This is a genomic window from Corallococcus caeni (assembly GCF_036245865.1).
GTDB lineage: Bacteria > Myxococcota > Myxococcia > Myxococcales > Myxococcaceae > Corallococcus > Corallococcus caeni.
This window is the reverse complement of sequence record NZ_BTTW01000006.1, coordinates 550,431-564,933: the sequence shown is the minus strand read 5'-3', so window position 1 is coordinate 564,933 and position 14,503 is coordinate 550,431. Positions and strand designations below refer to the sequence as shown.

Here is a 14,503-nt window from a genome sequence, read left to right as displayed (position 1 = left end):
CGTGCACCGCGGGGTGCGCGGTGTCCGGTGACATGGGCGGTGTGTCTGGGATTGCGGGCCGGCGTCCTTCACGCGCGGGGGCCCCACCCCCGCGCCCTGTCTCCAGGGCCGGCCGTCACGTCATGACCGCCCCGGCGCGCGCCGCTTCCTCGGCCCGGCGCGCGACGGGGCTTTGCTGCCGGTGTCAGCGCCGCGCGTAGGAACCGCTGCGCAGCTCGTCGATGATGCCGGGGCCCTTGGGCGTCCAGCCCAGCAGCGCCTGCGCCTTCTGGGCGGAGAAGCGCTGGTCCAGCGCCAGCGCGTCCGCGAACGCGCCGAACTGCTTGCGCGCCTCCTCCAGGGGCCACGCCACGGTCTTGCCGCCCGCGCCCGCGCCCTCGCTCGCCGCCTGGGCGATGTCCTTGAGCTTCACGGCCGGGCCCTGCACGGCGACCAGCACGGTGCCCGCGGGGGCCTTCTCCACGGCGCGCACGTAGAGGTCCGCCAGGTCCTCCACGAACACCACCGGCCAGTGGTTCTCACCGGTGCCCACGAAGCGGGCCGCGCCGTCCTGCTTCGCGGAGGCGGTGAGCATGGAGGGGATGCCCACGGCGCGGCCGTAGACGATGCCCGGGCGGATGACGACGCCGCGCACGCCCGGCGTGTTCAGCGTGCGCTGCTCCACCGCCGGGCGCCAGGCCACCAGCGCCGCCGCGGCGAGCGGCGAGTCCTCCGTGACGACGCCCTGCGTGTCGCCGTGCACCCAGACGCCGCTCGTGTAGACGAACGCCTTGTTCGTGCCCTTGAGCGCGTCCAGCACCGCCGCGACGGCGGGCGCGTCCACGGCCTCGCTGTTGGTCGTGGCCGTCCAGACGACCGCGTCCAGGTCCTTCACCAGCGCGGCCAGCCCCTTCGTGTCCGCGAGGTCGCCCGCCACCGCCTGGATGCCGCGGGCGGTGAGCTTGTTGCGCGCGTCGTCGGAGCGCGCCAGCCCCAGGACCTGGTGGCCCGCCTGCTTGAGCGCGTCCACGACCGCCCCGCCGATGTAGCCCGTCGCGCCCGTCACAAGGATCTTCATGGTGTGCCTCTTCTCACGTTCAGGTTTGTGTCATTCGACCGTCACGCCCACGTCCTGGCCGTCGTGGGCCCAGGCGTAGGAGCGCAGCAGCAGTTGCCACACGACTTCAAGCTCGGCCTCGTCGCGCGGACCAAAGAGCATGGGCGTCCCGGAGCGAGGATGCGGCATGCCCCAGCCCTGCTGGAACACCTGCCGCGCCGTCTCCGGAGGAAACGTCAGGTGCAGGCTGCCGTCCTCCGCCGGGTGGATGTGCGCGAACTCCGTCCCCACCTGGAACGCCGCGCGAGGGCCTCGGGACGCCTCCGGCCGCAGCCAGAAGGCGCGAGCGCCCGGCACGGAGATGCCGCTGGGCGCCACCCGCACGTCCGGCAGCGCGGCGGCGCGCGTGAACAGGCGCTCCTGCAGGTCCGGCGGCGCAAGCTGGCTCAGCTGGCGGTGCGCCAGCGGCGTCCCCGGCGGCGCGTCCGTCGTCTCCGGGCGAGGCCCCTTGCGCGCGGGCAGCCGGAAGGACGGCTCCGGCGCCGTGGACGCCAGCACCATGGACGCACGCACCGCCGGCTCCGCGCGCGACACGTCACCGGGCTGCGAGGTGCAGGACAGCGCGGCCAGGAGCAGCGCCGCGAGGCCCGGGGACACCGTGCGTGGGGAATCCATGACTTTCCTATAGAGCCCGTTGACGTCTGGACACTACGCGTCAATTGGAAAAGGATTGTTTCCTGGAGGGGACCAATCCGCATGGAGCAGGTGGCGCCGTATTTCACGTTCGCGGAGGTGGTGCGCACCGGCAGCTTCACGGTGGCGGCCCGCTCGTTGGGGCTGTCCAAGGCGACCGTCAGCAAGCAGGTGATGGCGCTGGAGGAGGCGCTGGGCGTGCGGCTGTTGCAGCGCACCACGCGCAAGCTGTCGCCGACGGCGGAGGGCCGGGCGCTGGCGGCGCGGTGTCAGCGGATGACGCAGGAATTGGAGGCGGCGAAGGCGGAGGTGCTGCTGTTGCGCCGCAAGCCGCGCGGCCCCTTGCGCGTGAGCATCCCCATGTCCTTCGGGCTGATGCGGGTGCTGCCGGCGATGCCGGAGTTCCTGGAGCGCTACCCGGAGATTGAGTTGGACATCCAGCTGGATGACCGCGTGGTGGACCTGGTGGAGCAGGGCTTCGACGCGTGCATCCGCATCGCGCAGCTGCCGGACTCGTCGCTGCTGGCGCGGAAGCTGGCCTCCAGCCGCCGCGTCATCTGCGCGACGCCCGCGTACCTCCACCGGCACGGCACGCCGCACCGGCCGGAGGACCTGCGCCAGCACCGCTGCCTCCAGTACACGTACCTGGCCTCCGGCACCGCGTGGCGCCTGCGCGGCCCGGGGGACGTGGAGTCCCTGGTGGAGACCACCGGCACGCTGAAGGCCAACAGCAGCCTGGCCCTGAAGACGGCGGTGCTGGGCCACGCCGGCATCGCGCAGTTCCCCCTCTTCGCGGTGTGGGAGGAGCTGCGGGACGGACAGCTCGTGGAGGTGCTGGACGACCACACGCTCCCGGACCTGTCCATCTGGGCCGTGCACGCGCAGGGACGCACCGTCACGCCGAAGGTGGGCGCGTGGGTGGACTTCCTGGCGCGGCGCTTCGCGGACGAGCCCGGGTGGAACCTGGGCGCCCAGGCGAAGCGCGGCGCCTGAGCCGGCTCGCCGGCTCGGTCGAAACGTCAGCCCTTGCGGGCGTTCGCCTGCCAGTCGTGGCGCATGCGCAGCTTGCTCAGCTGCGCGGAGGCCACCTGCGTGCGCGAGCCGTCCGCGGCCAGCTTCCAGGCGTGGCTCTGGGTGAAGATGAGGTTTCTGCCGCCGCGCAGCACGGTGGCCTCGAACTCCACCACCGTGCCCAGGGGCGTGGCGGACAGCATCATCGCGTTGAAGTTGCTGGTGAGCGCGTACTCGTCCGGCCCCAGCATGGGCAGCGTGGCCAGCATGCTGACCACGTCCAGCATGGAGTAGATGACCCCGCCGTGCAGCGTATGGCTGAGGTTGTCGATGGCCTCCGTGACGCGCAGCCGGCACTTGCAGTAGCCGGGGCGCTGCTCCAGCAGCTCCAGGCCGCAGTAGCGCTGGTAGGCGTGCTCCAGCAGCGCGCGGGAGTGCGCCTGGGCGTGCTCGCTCAGGTCCGTCGTGTTGTCGTTCGTCACAGGGTCCGTCCGATGATGTCCAGCATGACTTCCCGGGCGCCGCCGCCAATGCCCAGCAGGCGCGCGTCGCGGTAGATGCGCTCCACGCGCGAGGGTTCGACGCAGCCGTGCGCGCCGTGCAGTTGCACCGCGTCGTGGGCCACCCGCTCCAGCACGTCCACGGCGGTGTTCTTCGCGATGGCGGCCCGCGCGGCGGTGAGCTGTCCTTCGGCCTGCCAGCGCACCGCCTGCTCCACGAAGACGCGCGCCACGCTCAACTCCGAGTGCCGCTCCGCCAGGCGCTGGCGCAGCACGGACCTGTCCAGGAGCGCTTCGGTGCCCACGCGCCGCGCGCGGCAGTGCTCCACGGTGTCGCGCAGGGCCAGCTCCGCGGACGCCAGGGCCATCACCGACAGGTTCAGCCGCTCCTGTTGCAGGCACTGCTGGAGGAGCCGGCCCGCCTCGCGGCCGTGGATGAGGAGGCGCGCGGGTGTGGACTCGAAGCGCAGCGCCGCGAGCGGCAGGCAGCGCCAGCCCAGGCACGCCAGGCGTTCGTGGCTCAGGCCCGGGGCGTTGCCCTCCACCAGGAACAGCGCCAGGGCCCCGTCCAGGAGCGCGCCCACCAGCAGCAGGTCCGCGCGGCCGCCGTTGCAGATGAAGCGCTTGTCGCCGGTGAGCCGGTGACCGTCGCCGTGCGGTTCGGCGCGGCACTCGAACCCGCGCAGGTCCGAGCCTGCCCGCGGTTCGGTCAGCGCGAGCACGATGCTCTGGTCGCCCCGGAGCACGGAGGGCACTACCCGGGCCGCCACCGCCGCGTCAGCGCCCTGCACCGCCTTGAGGCTGACGAAGTGCGACCCAAGCCCCATGGTGATGCCCTGCGAGCCGCCCAGGGTCAGCTCCTCCACCAGCACCGCCAACCGGCCCGGGTCGTCCGGGAGCCGCTCCGGGGAATGCCCCAGCGACAGCAGGCCCGCCCTGCCCGCCTGCCGCCAGAGCTCCAGCGGGTAGGCCCCTTCGCGCTCCCACGCGTCCACGTGGGGGCGCACGTGGTCGTTGACGAAGGTGCGCACCCGGCCCCGGAAGTCGTCCGTCGTGGAGTCCATCTAGAACACCGTGCTCTGGGCCAGCTCCTGGAAGCGCTGGACGATGGGCGCGAGCCTCACGGGGGACACCTCTCCCTCCGGCTCGAAGTAGTAGAGCCGGGTGAAGTCGTTCATCACCTGGAGCATCTCCCGCGAGCGCCGCGCGGCGCGGATTTCGTAGCGCTGGAGCGCCGCCGTCAGGTCCGCGTCGCAGTGCCCCACCAGGGCCTGCGCCAGCATGAAGCCGTTCTCCAGGCCCAGCGTCAGCCCGTAGCCCAGGGTGGGCAGCATCGCGTGGATGCTGTCGCCCAGCAGCACCACCCGGCCCCGGAACCACTGGCCCTCGCCCGTCAGCGCCTTGAGCTTGTGGGTGAGGATGTCCTCCTCGGGCGTCTGGCCGATCATCCGCAGCAGGTCCTGGGGCAGCGGCGCGAACAGCTCCAGCAGCCCCTGCCGGTCCAGCAGCGGCTGGTTGCGGTGCTGGTAGGCGGCGAACCAGTAGCGCAGCGACGTGGCCTTGTTGAGTGGATACGTCACCACGCGCGAGTGCCGCGACGTGAAGATCTGACAGCGGTCCGAGTGCAACAGCGGCGAGTCGAACTTCACCACGCCCCGGCTGGCGACGAGCCCCGTGTCATGGGGCGTCAGCCCCGGGTTGACGAAGGCGCGCGTCGTGGACGACACGCCGTCCGCACCCACCGCGAGGTCGAAGTCGAAGCGGTGGCCGTTGGTGAAGGTGAGGCGCACCTGGTCGCCCACGTTCTCCAGCGACTCGCAGCCCATGCCGTAGTGGATGTCGTCCTCGTCCAGGCGGTCCGCGAGCAGGCGGAACAGCTCCGTGCGCAGGAACATCATCGCGGGCGCGGGCAGCCCCAGCCCGGCCGGGCGCACCGGCTGGCTGTGGACCAGCCGCCCGTGCTTGTCGTGCGTGTCCAGGAACTCGATGGGCTGGCCCCGGGAGAGGAAGTCGCGGTCCTTGAGCACGAAGCGCAGCACCTGCATGGCCTGGGGCCAGACGTAGATGCCCGTCCCGGAGTCCCGGGGCCCCGTGCCGCGCTCGAAGACGACGCAGTCCACGCCCAGCCGCTTGAGCATGACGGCGCAGGCCAGCCCGTTGAGGCCCGCGCCGATGATGGCGACCCTCATGCCGCCTCCTCGCGGGCGCTCCACAGGGGCTGGCTGACGGAGGCGCGCAGCGAGTACCGGTTCTGCAACAGGCACAGGCTGGTCAGCTCCATCAGCATCGGGTCCAGCAGGCCCTGCTCATGCGCGCTCAGCGTGGGCAGCTTCTCCAGCAGGTTGCGCACGCGCGCGGGGTCGAAGAAGGGCAGCGCGTCCAGCTCCGAGCCGTTCAGCACGTCGCGCACCAGCTGATACAGCCGGCCCTTCTGCTGGAGCGTGGCGGGCGGCGCGCGGAAGTAGTGCTTCTTGCGCTTGTAGAGGGCGTCCGGCAGGTACGGCCGCATGGCCTCGCGGAAGACGTACTTCTCCGTGGAGCCGCGCACCTTCATCCAGACGGGCATCTGGCACGCCAGCTCCACCACGTGGTGGTCCAGCAGCGGCACCCGGCCCTCGATGCTGTGGGCCATCTCCATGCGGTCGCCCAGCGTGGTGAGCACGAAGTTGGGCAGGTACGACTTGGCCCACAGGTACATGGACTTGTGGACGGGGTCGCGCCCCTCCAGGTTGCGGTGGTCCAACCGGTCGTAGAACTGGCGGTAGGGGTCGCTGCCCGCGAACTGCTCGCCGAAGTCCGGGCGGTAGAGCGCCTCCAGCGCCTTGAACCAGCCGGCCTGGTTGTCCAGCCAGGACACGCCGTGGGACAGCTGCTGGACCATCCAGTGGATGTCCTGGGGCATGTCGGGCTGGACGTAGCCGTTCTCGCTCTCCTGGATGCGCTGGCGCAGCTTGGTGACGAGCGCCGGGTCCTGCCGCTCCGGGTTGTAGAGCAGCATGTCGCGGCGGAAGTGCGGGTAGCCGGCGAAGACCTCGTCGGCGCCCTCGCCGGTGAGGACGACCTTCATGCCGGCGTCGCGCACCGTCTCGCTGAGGATGTACTTGGCCACGCCGTGCGCGTTGAAGAACGGCGTCTCGTTGTGCCAGAGCGCCTGCTCGAAGTGGTCCGCCAGGTCGTCCTGGGACACGGCCACGGTGTGGAAGCGCGCGCCGTTGTGCTCCGCGGCCAGCCGCGCGAACTTGTTCTCGTCGTAGTCGTCCATGTCCGTGAAGGACAGGTTGAACGCGTCCAGCGGCTGGCCGGACAGCTGCGTGGCCACGCCCAGCATGGCGGAGGAGTCGATGCCGCCGCTCAGGTAGACGCCCATGGGCACGTCCGCGCGCAGGCGCAGGCGCACGGACTGCTCCACCGCGGCGCGGATGGCCTCCACCATGCCCTGCTCGTCCGCGGGGTCCGGCGCGTCCTGGCGCGCGAACTCCATGTCCCAGTAGCGGCCGTGGTGCAGGCCGCCGCTGTCCGCCATCACCCAGCACCCGGGCTGCACGCTCTTCACGCCCTTGAAGAGGGTGTGATCGCGCAGGTAGAAGGCGCGGCTCGCGTACGCGTGTTCGTCCCACTCCGCCGGGACGCCCGCGGCCAGGAGCGCCTTGATTTCCGACGCGAAGTACCAGGCGCCCCGGTGCTGCGCGTAGAACATGGGCTTGATGCCCATGCGGTCGCGCACGGCCAGCATCAGGCGGCGCTGCCGGTCGAAGAGCAGGATGGCGAACTCGCCGCGCAGCTGCTTCAGGCCCGCCAGGCCGGAGCGGCGATACAGGTGCAGGGCAATCTCACTGTCGGACTCCGTCTTGAAGTGGCATCCGAGCGCCTGGAGCTCCCGGCGGATCCGCTCGTGGTCATAGAGCTCGCCGTTGACCACCAGCGCGATGTCCCCTTCGTCCGCGACGATGGGCTGCCGGCCGTTGTCCAGGCCGATGATGCTCAGCCGGACGTGGCCCAGCACCGCGCGACCGGCCGGGTCATGCCACAGGCTGCGCTCGTCGGGGCCGCGGTGGTGGAGGGTGGTCAGCGCGGTGAGGAGGCCGCGCTCATCGAAGCCGGAGGGGGAACGCTGGTAGACGCCAATGAATCCGCACATAGCAGGGCCGCTTCCTTCAATGGATATGTGTGTCCGTCAGCGCCAGCGCGCGCACGGCCTGGAAGGCCTGTGAGGGCTGGCGGAGCCCATGGCGGTCCGTCCTGGAGTCACGTCCAGACCGGCCACGGGTTTTCTGTCAATGGATTGCAACCCGCTGGAGGAACTGGCGCGTGCTCAGCCATGCCCCGGTCCAGCGGAAGTTGTTCAGGCGGTCATCGAGTGCTTCCGGTACCGCGACAGTCTCTACCCATGATTCCCCCTCTGAAACCCGGCCCACGGCGGTCCCGACGGCGGATGGACTCACCGCGACCGACGGACATTGGACATAACATCATCAAAAACAAATCGATAGCAGAAATCTCGTAACAAGCCTTTTAACGCGTTCAATCCACCCTCACTGGACTGTTTCGCCCTCCAGCCCCGGGAACGAAGGCCCACGGCATTTAACGCCTGCCATTGGGCCGTCCGGCGGCAGCAGATATCTCCTGACGCAGATAACGCCTGTCTTGAGAACTCCAGCCCATACACAGACATTCACTTCCGACACTGGAACCGTGAATTCGGAGTGACGGCGTCCTCGGGGCGCATCCCACGAGGATTGAGCGCGGGCTCCGGGCGGGGTTTGTTACGCCCTCCATGGAAGGCCCCGGCATCCTCGTCCGACACCCCGCCGCGCGGTGGGGGCTGCTCACCCTGTTGTCGCTCCTCGTGCTGTCCGCCGTTCCCCTGTCCGGGGTGACGTCGCGGGGGACGCTGAAGGAGGGCTACACCGACCACGTGCGCCACCCGTACGTGGTCTGGGTGGGGCTGCATCGCGGCCTCCAGGCCCTCTACACCGCGCCGCTGGGCGAGCTGCGCGAGGGCATCCCCTACCGGCAGGCCATCGACCAGTGGCTGGACGTGCCGTACGTGTATCCGCCCGGGGCGCTGGTGCTCTTCCTGCCCCTGGCGCTCGTGGGCGAGTGGGTGCCGATGTCACCCCTGGCCTTCGGACAGGTATGCCTGCTGTACCTGCTGCTCTTCGCGCACGTGGCGCTCTACGCGGCGCTGCGGCTGCTGGACGGGCTTCCGGCGGGAGGCCGCTGGGCGGTGGGGCTCCTCTGCTGGCTGGTGCTGATGCGGCTGGCGCTTTATGGCCAGTACGACGGCGCGTGGCTCGTCTGCGGGGTGCTGGCGCTGGCGGCGCTCGCGAAGGACCGCCCGGTGGTCGCGCTCCGCTGGCTGGCGCTCGCGGCGCTGCTGCACTACCGGGCGCTCGTCCTCGTCGCCGTGGGCGTGGTGGCGCTGTGGCATGTCGTGCGCGGGCGGCCGGTGCGCCAGTGGCCGTGGGGCACGCTGGCCGGGGTGGCGGTGGCGGGGGTCCTCTGCGTGCGCACGTTCCTGTGGATGGCGCCGCTGGCCGCCCGGACGGACGCGGCCACGCCCTCCATCCTGGGGGAGCCCGGCACGGTGGCCCTGGTGATGGGCTTGAGCGCGGTGGCCCTGGCGCTGTCCTGGCGCGGGGCGGACGGCCTGGTGACGGCGTCGGTGGGGCTGGGCGTGGTGCTCGCGGTCATCGACACGCGCCACTGGTGGCATGCCTCCGCGCTGATGCTGGTGCCCCTGACCGTGGGCGTGCTGCGCGCTCCGCGCTGGCCCTCGGCGGTGCGCCTGGGGCTCGTCGTGTTGGCGGGGGTGCTGGAGATGGCCGTGTGGTACGGCAATCCCCTCTGGCTGTTCCGCGACCTCAACCGCTTCCTGCGGCTGGTGTGACGCCTCAGCGGTACTGGAGGAGGAAGCGGGCCTCGTCCCACACGAGCCCGTAGCGGCGCAGGAGGTCCTCGACGCCCGCGCCCGCCGGGGGCGGATGGGCGATGGACTGGAACCGCGTCAGCTGGAGCGTCCGGTCGGAGGCCGCGGAGACGAGGAGCGCTCCGTCCGGGGAGAAGGCGAGGCCCGACAGGAAGCCCTGCTGGCCCGTGAGGGTCCCCAGCTGCTCGCCGGAGGGCAGGCCCCAGACCTTCACCACCTGCTCCACGCCAGAAGAGGCCAGGAAGCGCCCATCCGGAGATACGGCCAGCGCCAGCACGCCCGCGGTCCCCTCATCCAGCGTCTTCAACAACCGGCCCTCCTCCACGTCCCAGACGCGGATGGGCTGCCGCATGCCCGCCGTCACCAGGTGGGGCTGGGACGGCGTGAAGGCCACGGCGCGCACGGGCTCGCCCATGTCCAGCCGCAGCAGGGGCTGACGGCGCTCCACGTCCCAGGTGCGCACCGTCTTGTCCGCGCCGCCCGACGCGAGCCTGCGCCCCGAGCCGTCGAAGGCCAGGGTCCAGACCTTGCCGGTGTGTCCCTGGAGCAGCCCCACGGGCCTGCCGTCGGACACGGACCACAGCTGGATGTCGGGGTCGCCCGCCACCGCGACGAGCGCCCCGTCCGGACTGAAGGCCACCGCGCGCACGAAGCCCTTCGCCCCGGGCAACTCCAGCAGCACCCGTCCCGAACGCGCGTCCAGCACCAGCGCCTTGCCCTTCAGCGTGCCCACCGCGATGCGCTCGCGGTCCGGGCTCACCGCCAGGGACACCGCGGCCTCCGTGCCTCCTGGCTCGGAGGCAGGAGCATTCACATCCGCGAGGCGCCACCGCCGCCAGCCGTCCTCACCACCGGAGAGGAGCTCGCGGTCCTGGGAGAACGCGAGCGCCTCCACCCAGACGGAGTGCCCGCGCAGCAGCACCTCCGCGGGGACCTCCGGCCTGCGCCACACGTCGAGGACCCCGTCCATCCCGCCCGAAGCGAACGTGCGTCCGTCCGGCGACAGGGCCACGCTCATCACGGCGGCATGATGCGCGTCCAGCCGCTCCAGCAGCGCGCCCCCGCGCGCATCCAGCAACCGCACGCGCCCGTCCCACCCGCCCTGGACCAGGAGCTGGAAACCACCGTCGATGGCGGCGACGGAGACGTTGCCGGAGTCGCGCAGCACGTCCACGAGCTGTCCCGACCGTGCATCCCAGAAGCGCACGGCCCGGTCGCCCGCCGCCGTCATGATGCGCTGTCCGTCCGAGGAGAACGCGCCCGCCTCCACCTTCTCCTCGTGGCCCACGAGGCGGTGGACCTCCTTGCGCGATGCCAGGTCCCAGACCCGCGCGCTGCGGTCCGCGCTCGTCGACAGGAGCCGTCCGCCGTCCGGGGAGAAGGCGACGGCGATGACGTTGTCGTCATGTTCGAAGCGCAGCTGTTCAGCGCCGGTCTCGACGTCCCAGACGCGGACCGCCTTGTCCAGGCCACCGGAGGCCAGCCGCCTGCCGTCAGGAGAGAAGGCCAGCCCCAGCACGACGTCGGAGTGGCCCTGAATCACCGCGTGCTGCCGGCCCTGTCGCCAATCCCAGACACGGATTTCCCCGGGCCTACCCGCGGAGGCCAGCCAGCGGCCGTCCGGTGAGAAGGCGACGGCGTGGACTTCGGCCGTGTGGCCCGGGAGCTCCGCCAGCAGCTCGCCGCGCTCCACGTCCCAGAGCCGGACGACGGAGTCGTAGTGACCGGAGGCCAGCACCCGGCCATCCGGCGTGAACGCCAAAGCCAGCACCGAGCCCTGGATCCGCTTCGACCAGCGCAGCGTGGAGGCGTGGTCCACCGCCCGGCCCTGCCCCCACTGCGCGGCGAGCGAGTCCCGCGACGCCCGGGCCAGCGCGAACGATGCCGCCGCCACGCCCCACTGCCTGGATTCAGTGGCCGCCTCCCCCTTCGCCTCGAGGATGCGGGCGCGCAGGTCGCGCTCCTTCGCGGTGTCCGGCGCGCCGGCTCCGGAGGACCGGTGCGCCGAACAGGAAGCCAGCAACAGCGCGAGACACCACCACCGCATGGGGGCTCCTCCCGGGGACACGGCACGGCCTGCCTGGGCGCGGAGCGTCCGCACCTGGGGGCAGGACCGTAACCCGGAGCAGGGAGGAAGCCATGCCCGGGCCTACAGGCCCGTCGGATAGGTCTCCGGCGCTTCGCCGCGCTCCCAGCCGGCGGTGCGCTCCAGCGGTTCGAGCGCCCGCGTCTCATCGAGGTGCAGCATCGCGTCGAACTGCTCCGGCAGCCGGGTGTGGAAGTAGTGGCTCATGCGCTCCGTGTCGGGCCGGTAGATGACGCCGATGGCCCGCTGCAGGCGCCGCTCGCGGAGCGCTCCGGCGGCCTCTCCCAGCTCGCGGAGGTCCAACAGGAAGCCCGGCAGCCCGACTTGATGGAAGAGGGACTCGCAGCTGCCCGGCAGCCCGTGGCGGACACTCTTCCGCTCGGCGGCCCCGCCCCAGTTGGAGGCGGCGGTGACGGTGCCCCGGTACGTGCTGAAGCCGATGAGCCGCGTCTCCCCCGGGTGCCGCTGACGCGTCAACTGCCCCAGGTTCACCTCGCCCGCCCCACCCATCTCCGTCGCGCGCGCATCCCCGACGTGGGAGTTGTGCGCCCAGACCACGATCCGCGCGTCACCCGAGCGCCGCGCCAGGAACGCCAGCAGCGTGTCCAGCGTGTCCGCCATGTGCGTGTCGCGCAGGTTCCAGGACGAGACGCGTCCATGGAACATCGACCGGTAGTACTCCTCCGCGTTCTGGACGACGCGCGCGTTCTGCTCCGCCTCGAACTGCGCGTCCTCCGCCAGGGGCCCGTCCCGGTGCAGCAGGGACTCGCGCTCCCGCTGCAGCTCCCGGAGTTGGGCGATGACCTGCCGCTCGCAGCCCGGTGACAGCCCCAGCGTCGTGGCGTGGCCGTAGTCCTGGGGGTCCTCTCCGAAGTGCTCGAAGCACGCGTAGCGGTGCCGGGCGCGCTTCGCCGCCTCCGGATCCGCGCGGTCCAGGTACGTCAGCACCGCGCCCATGGAGGCATGGAGGCTGTAGAGATCCAACCCGTAGAACCCGACCTTCTCCCGCGCCGGGCGCCGGTCGTTGTGCGTCCGCAGCCAGCCCGCGAAGTCCAGCACATCCGCGTTGCGCCACATCCATGAAGGGAAGCGCTGGAAGTCCGCGAGCGACTCCACCGCGTCCGCGTCCGTGCCCATCGCGCGCACGTAGCGGTTGATGCGGTACGCATCCGGCCAGTCCGCCTCCACCGCGACGGCGCTGAAGCCCATCTCCTCGATGAGCCGCCGCGTCAGGAGCGCGCGCAGCCGGTAGAACTCGTGCGTGCCGTGGGTCGCCTCGCCGATCAGCACGCACCGCGCGTCGCCCACCAGGTCCAGCAGCGGATCAAAGTCCTCCCGCGTCCCCTGGAGCGGCTGCACGGTCTCCGCGATGGCTCGCACCAGCAGTGCGTCCTCTCGGGTCGCCATGGTGTCTCCTCCCCTCTTCTTCAAGGGTTGGGTCGCCCCCGCGCGAATGAAAGGCACCGGGCGGCCAGGCAGCGCCCAAGTCCCTGGGACTCCACGGGAACTCTCGGCTTCAGAGAATCAAGCAACTCCCGGCCCGGGCATGGCGATAACCCTTCGCAAAGGAATCTTTTCCATGACCCAGATCAAATCCCCCACGGGCTTCGTCTCGTCGCTGAAGACCGCCCTGAAGACCGCCAGCACGGACGGCAAGGCAGTGGGCGCTCCGGCCCTGAAGAAGGCGCTCCAGGGCGCCGACGCCGGCAAGCTGAGCCCCCAGGTGAAGAACCAGGTTCGGGACGTCTTCGAGCAGGTGAAGTTGACCCCGAAGGCCCGCGAGCTCGCGGACCGCTTCGTGAAGGGCAAGACCGACACCATCCAGAACCCGGACGACGGCGGCGTCATCGTGAAGATCATCGCGGACGACCCGGTCCGTGGCGGCGGCGGAACCTCCGGCGGCGCGAGCATCCAGAACCCGGACGACGGCGGCGTCATCGTGAAGATCATCGCGGACGACCCCCTGCGTGGCGGCGACACGGGCGGCCCCAGCATCAAGCCCCCGGCGGACGGCGGCCGGATGAAGATCCGGATGGACGACCCCACCGGTGGATTGAAGCTGCCTGACTTCAAGCCGGCGGACGGCGGCCGGGTGAAGATCCGGATGGACGACCCCACCGGTGGATTGAAGCTGCCTGACTTCAAGCCGGCGGACGGCGGCCGGGTGAAGATCCGGATGGACGACCCCACCGGTGGATTGAAGCTGCCGGACTTCAAGCCGCCGGAAGACATCGGCGTCGTGAAGGTCAAGATGGACAGCCCGGTCTGAGCGACCGGAAGGTGAAGTCACGGCCCCCATGACGTCCCGCAAGAAGGTCGTGGTCATCGGCTCGCGTTCGGATGACGCCACCCGCTTCGTCGCTGAAGCGGTGGAGCGCCGCCGCGCGCGAGCCGTCGTCCTGGAGACGGACCGGGTGCCCGACTCCGCCGCGTTGAGCTGGGAGGACGGCGACGTGCACTGGGACGGTGAATGTCTCAGCGACCTGCGCTCCTTCTACCTCAAGAACGTGCGCCTCTCGCTCCCGGTCCCCGAGGCCGAGGCCTTGTCCGGGCGCAACTTCCCGCGCTGGCAGGAGCAGTACCTGGCGGAGCGGGAGCGCCAGTCCTTCCTGCACTCCGTGCTGCGCTCGCTCCACCGGCGCGGCGGCTCGTTCGTCAACCCGCTGGAGGCGGTGGAGCTGCACTACCTGAAGCTGCACCAGCTGGCCCTGCTGCGCCGGCACCGCATCCCCGTCCCCAGCAGCCTGGCCACCGCTTCGCCGGACGCGGTGCGCGAGTTCGTCGCGCGCCACGGGTCCGTCATCTACAAGCCGCTGGGCGGCGGCGCGATGGTGCGCAAGGTGGAGGAAGCGGACCTCACCGACGAGCGGCTCCAGCTGCTCGCCAACTGCCCCGTGCTGTTCCAGGAGCAGATCGTCGGCGACGAGTTCCGCGCCTACGTGCTCGACGGCGAGCCCGTGGCCGCCTTCCACATCCCCACCGACGGCGTGGTGGACGCGCGGCAGAACCTGCACCGGGTGAAGCCCGCCCGCCTCCCGAAGGAAGCCTGGGCGCTGTGCCTCAAGGGCGCCAAAGCGCTGGGCATGGTCTTCACGGCGGTGGACCTGCGGCGCACGCCCGAGGGCGCCTTCGTGGCGCTTGAATTCAACCCCACTCCCGCCATCTCCTTCTTCGATGACCCGCGCGACGGCAAAGTCATCACCCGGCTCGCCAGCTACCTCGTCTCCAAGGCCTGAGCGCCCGAGCGG

At 71.1% G+C, this 14,503-nt stretch carries 12 protein-coding genes; 4 read left to right on the top strand and 8 right to left on the bottom strand.

Annotated features, from left to right (window positions below):
- Window positions 1–184: 184 nt before the first annotated feature.
- Window positions 185–1,057 (bottom strand): NAD-dependent epimerase/dehydratase family protein, encoded by an 873-nt coding sequence (locus tag AABA78_RS26540; protein ID WP_338266983.1) that lies wholly within the window; start codon window positions 1,055–1,057, stop codon window positions 185–187.
- A gap of 30 nt (window positions 1,058–1,087) precedes the next feature.
- Entirely contained in the window at window positions 1,088–1,711 is a 624-nt protein-coding gene (locus AABA78_RS26535) for a luciferase domain-containing protein (RefSeq protein WP_338266982.1), read from the bottom strand.
- 81 nt (window positions 1,712–1,792) lie between these two features.
- Between AABA78_RS26535 and AABA78_RS26530 the strand changes: the two genes are divergently transcribed.
- The gene (locus AABA78_RS26530) at window positions 1,793–2,722 is read left to right on the top strand and encodes a LysR family transcriptional regulator (RefSeq protein ID WP_338266980.1); all 930 of its coding nucleotides are present in this window, start codon (window positions 1,793–1,795) and stop codon (window positions 2,720–2,722) included.
- Between the two features lie 26 nt (window positions 2,723–2,748).
- Here the strand turns inward: AABA78_RS26530 and AABA78_RS26525 are convergent, their stop codons facing one another.
- Genes AABA78_RS26525 through asnB form a run of 4 tightly spaced genes read right to left on the bottom strand, consistent with a single transcriptional unit; the run spans window position 2,749 to window position 7,378 of the window.
- The gene (locus AABA78_RS26525) at window positions 2,749–3,222 is read right to left on the bottom strand and encodes a PaaI family thioesterase (RefSeq protein WP_338266978.1); all 474 of its coding nucleotides are present in this window, start codon (window positions 3,220–3,222) and stop codon (window positions 2,749–2,751) included.
- Window positions 3,219–4,304 carry an acyl-CoA dehydrogenase family protein gene (locus tag AABA78_RS26520; protein WP_338266976.1) on the bottom strand — a complete coding sequence of 362 codons (1,086 nt, stop codon included), beginning with the start codon at window positions 4,302–4,304 and terminating at the stop codon, window positions 3,219–3,221. The genes AABA78_RS26525 and AABA78_RS26520 overlap by 4 nt, the downstream gene beginning before the upstream one ends.
- Complete coding sequence (locus AABA78_RS26515) at window positions 4,305–5,429, bottom strand: FAD-dependent monooxygenase (protein WP_338266973.1); 1,125 nt, start codon at window positions 5,427–5,429, stop codon at window positions 4,305–4,307.
- Window positions 5,426–7,378 (bottom strand): asparagine synthase (glutamine-hydrolyzing), encoded by a 1,953-nt coding sequence (gene asnB, locus AABA78_RS26510; protein ID WP_338266972.1) that lies wholly within the window; start codon window positions 7,376–7,378, stop codon window positions 5,426–5,428. Before asnB ends, AABA78_RS26515 begins: the two co-directional genes overlap by 4 nt.
- A 636-nt stretch (window positions 7,379–8,014) precedes the next feature.
- On the opposite strand from asnB, the gene AABA78_RS26505 reads away from it, so the two are divergent.
- Window positions 8,015–9,130, top strand: a complete 1,116-nt coding sequence (locus tag AABA78_RS26505) for a hypothetical protein (RefSeq protein ID WP_338266970.1) — start codon at window positions 8,015–8,017, stop codon at window positions 9,128–9,130.
- A 4-nt stretch (window positions 9,131–9,134) separates the two neighbouring features.
- Here the strand turns inward: AABA78_RS26505 and AABA78_RS26500 are convergent, their stop codons facing one another.
- Window positions 9,135–11,216: a WD40 repeat domain-containing protein gene (locus AABA78_RS26500; protein ID WP_338266968.1), complete on the bottom strand. Its 2,082-nt coding sequence runs from the start codon at window positions 11,214–11,216 to the stop codon at window positions 9,135–9,137.
- 102 nt (window positions 11,217–11,318) lie between these two features.
- Window positions 11,319–12,662, bottom strand: a complete 1,344-nt coding sequence (locus AABA78_RS26495) for an erythromycin esterase family protein (protein ID WP_338266966.1) — start codon at window positions 12,660–12,662, stop codon at window positions 11,319–11,321.
- 172 nt (window positions 12,663–12,834) lie between these two features.
- Here AABA78_RS26495 and AABA78_RS26490 point away from each other — a divergent pair, with 172 nt between their 5' ends.
- Window positions 12,835–13,524, top strand: coding sequence for a hypothetical protein (locus AABA78_RS26490; protein ID WP_338266964.1), 690 nt, complete (start codon window positions 12,835–12,837; stop codon window positions 13,522–13,524).
- Window positions 13,525–13,552: 28 nt separating this feature from the next.
- Window positions 13,553–14,491: an ATP-grasp domain-containing protein gene (locus AABA78_RS26485; protein WP_338266962.1), complete on the top strand. Its 939-nt coding sequence runs from the start codon at window positions 13,553–13,555 to the stop codon at window positions 14,489–14,491.
- Window positions 14,492–14,503 lie beyond the last annotated feature (12 nt).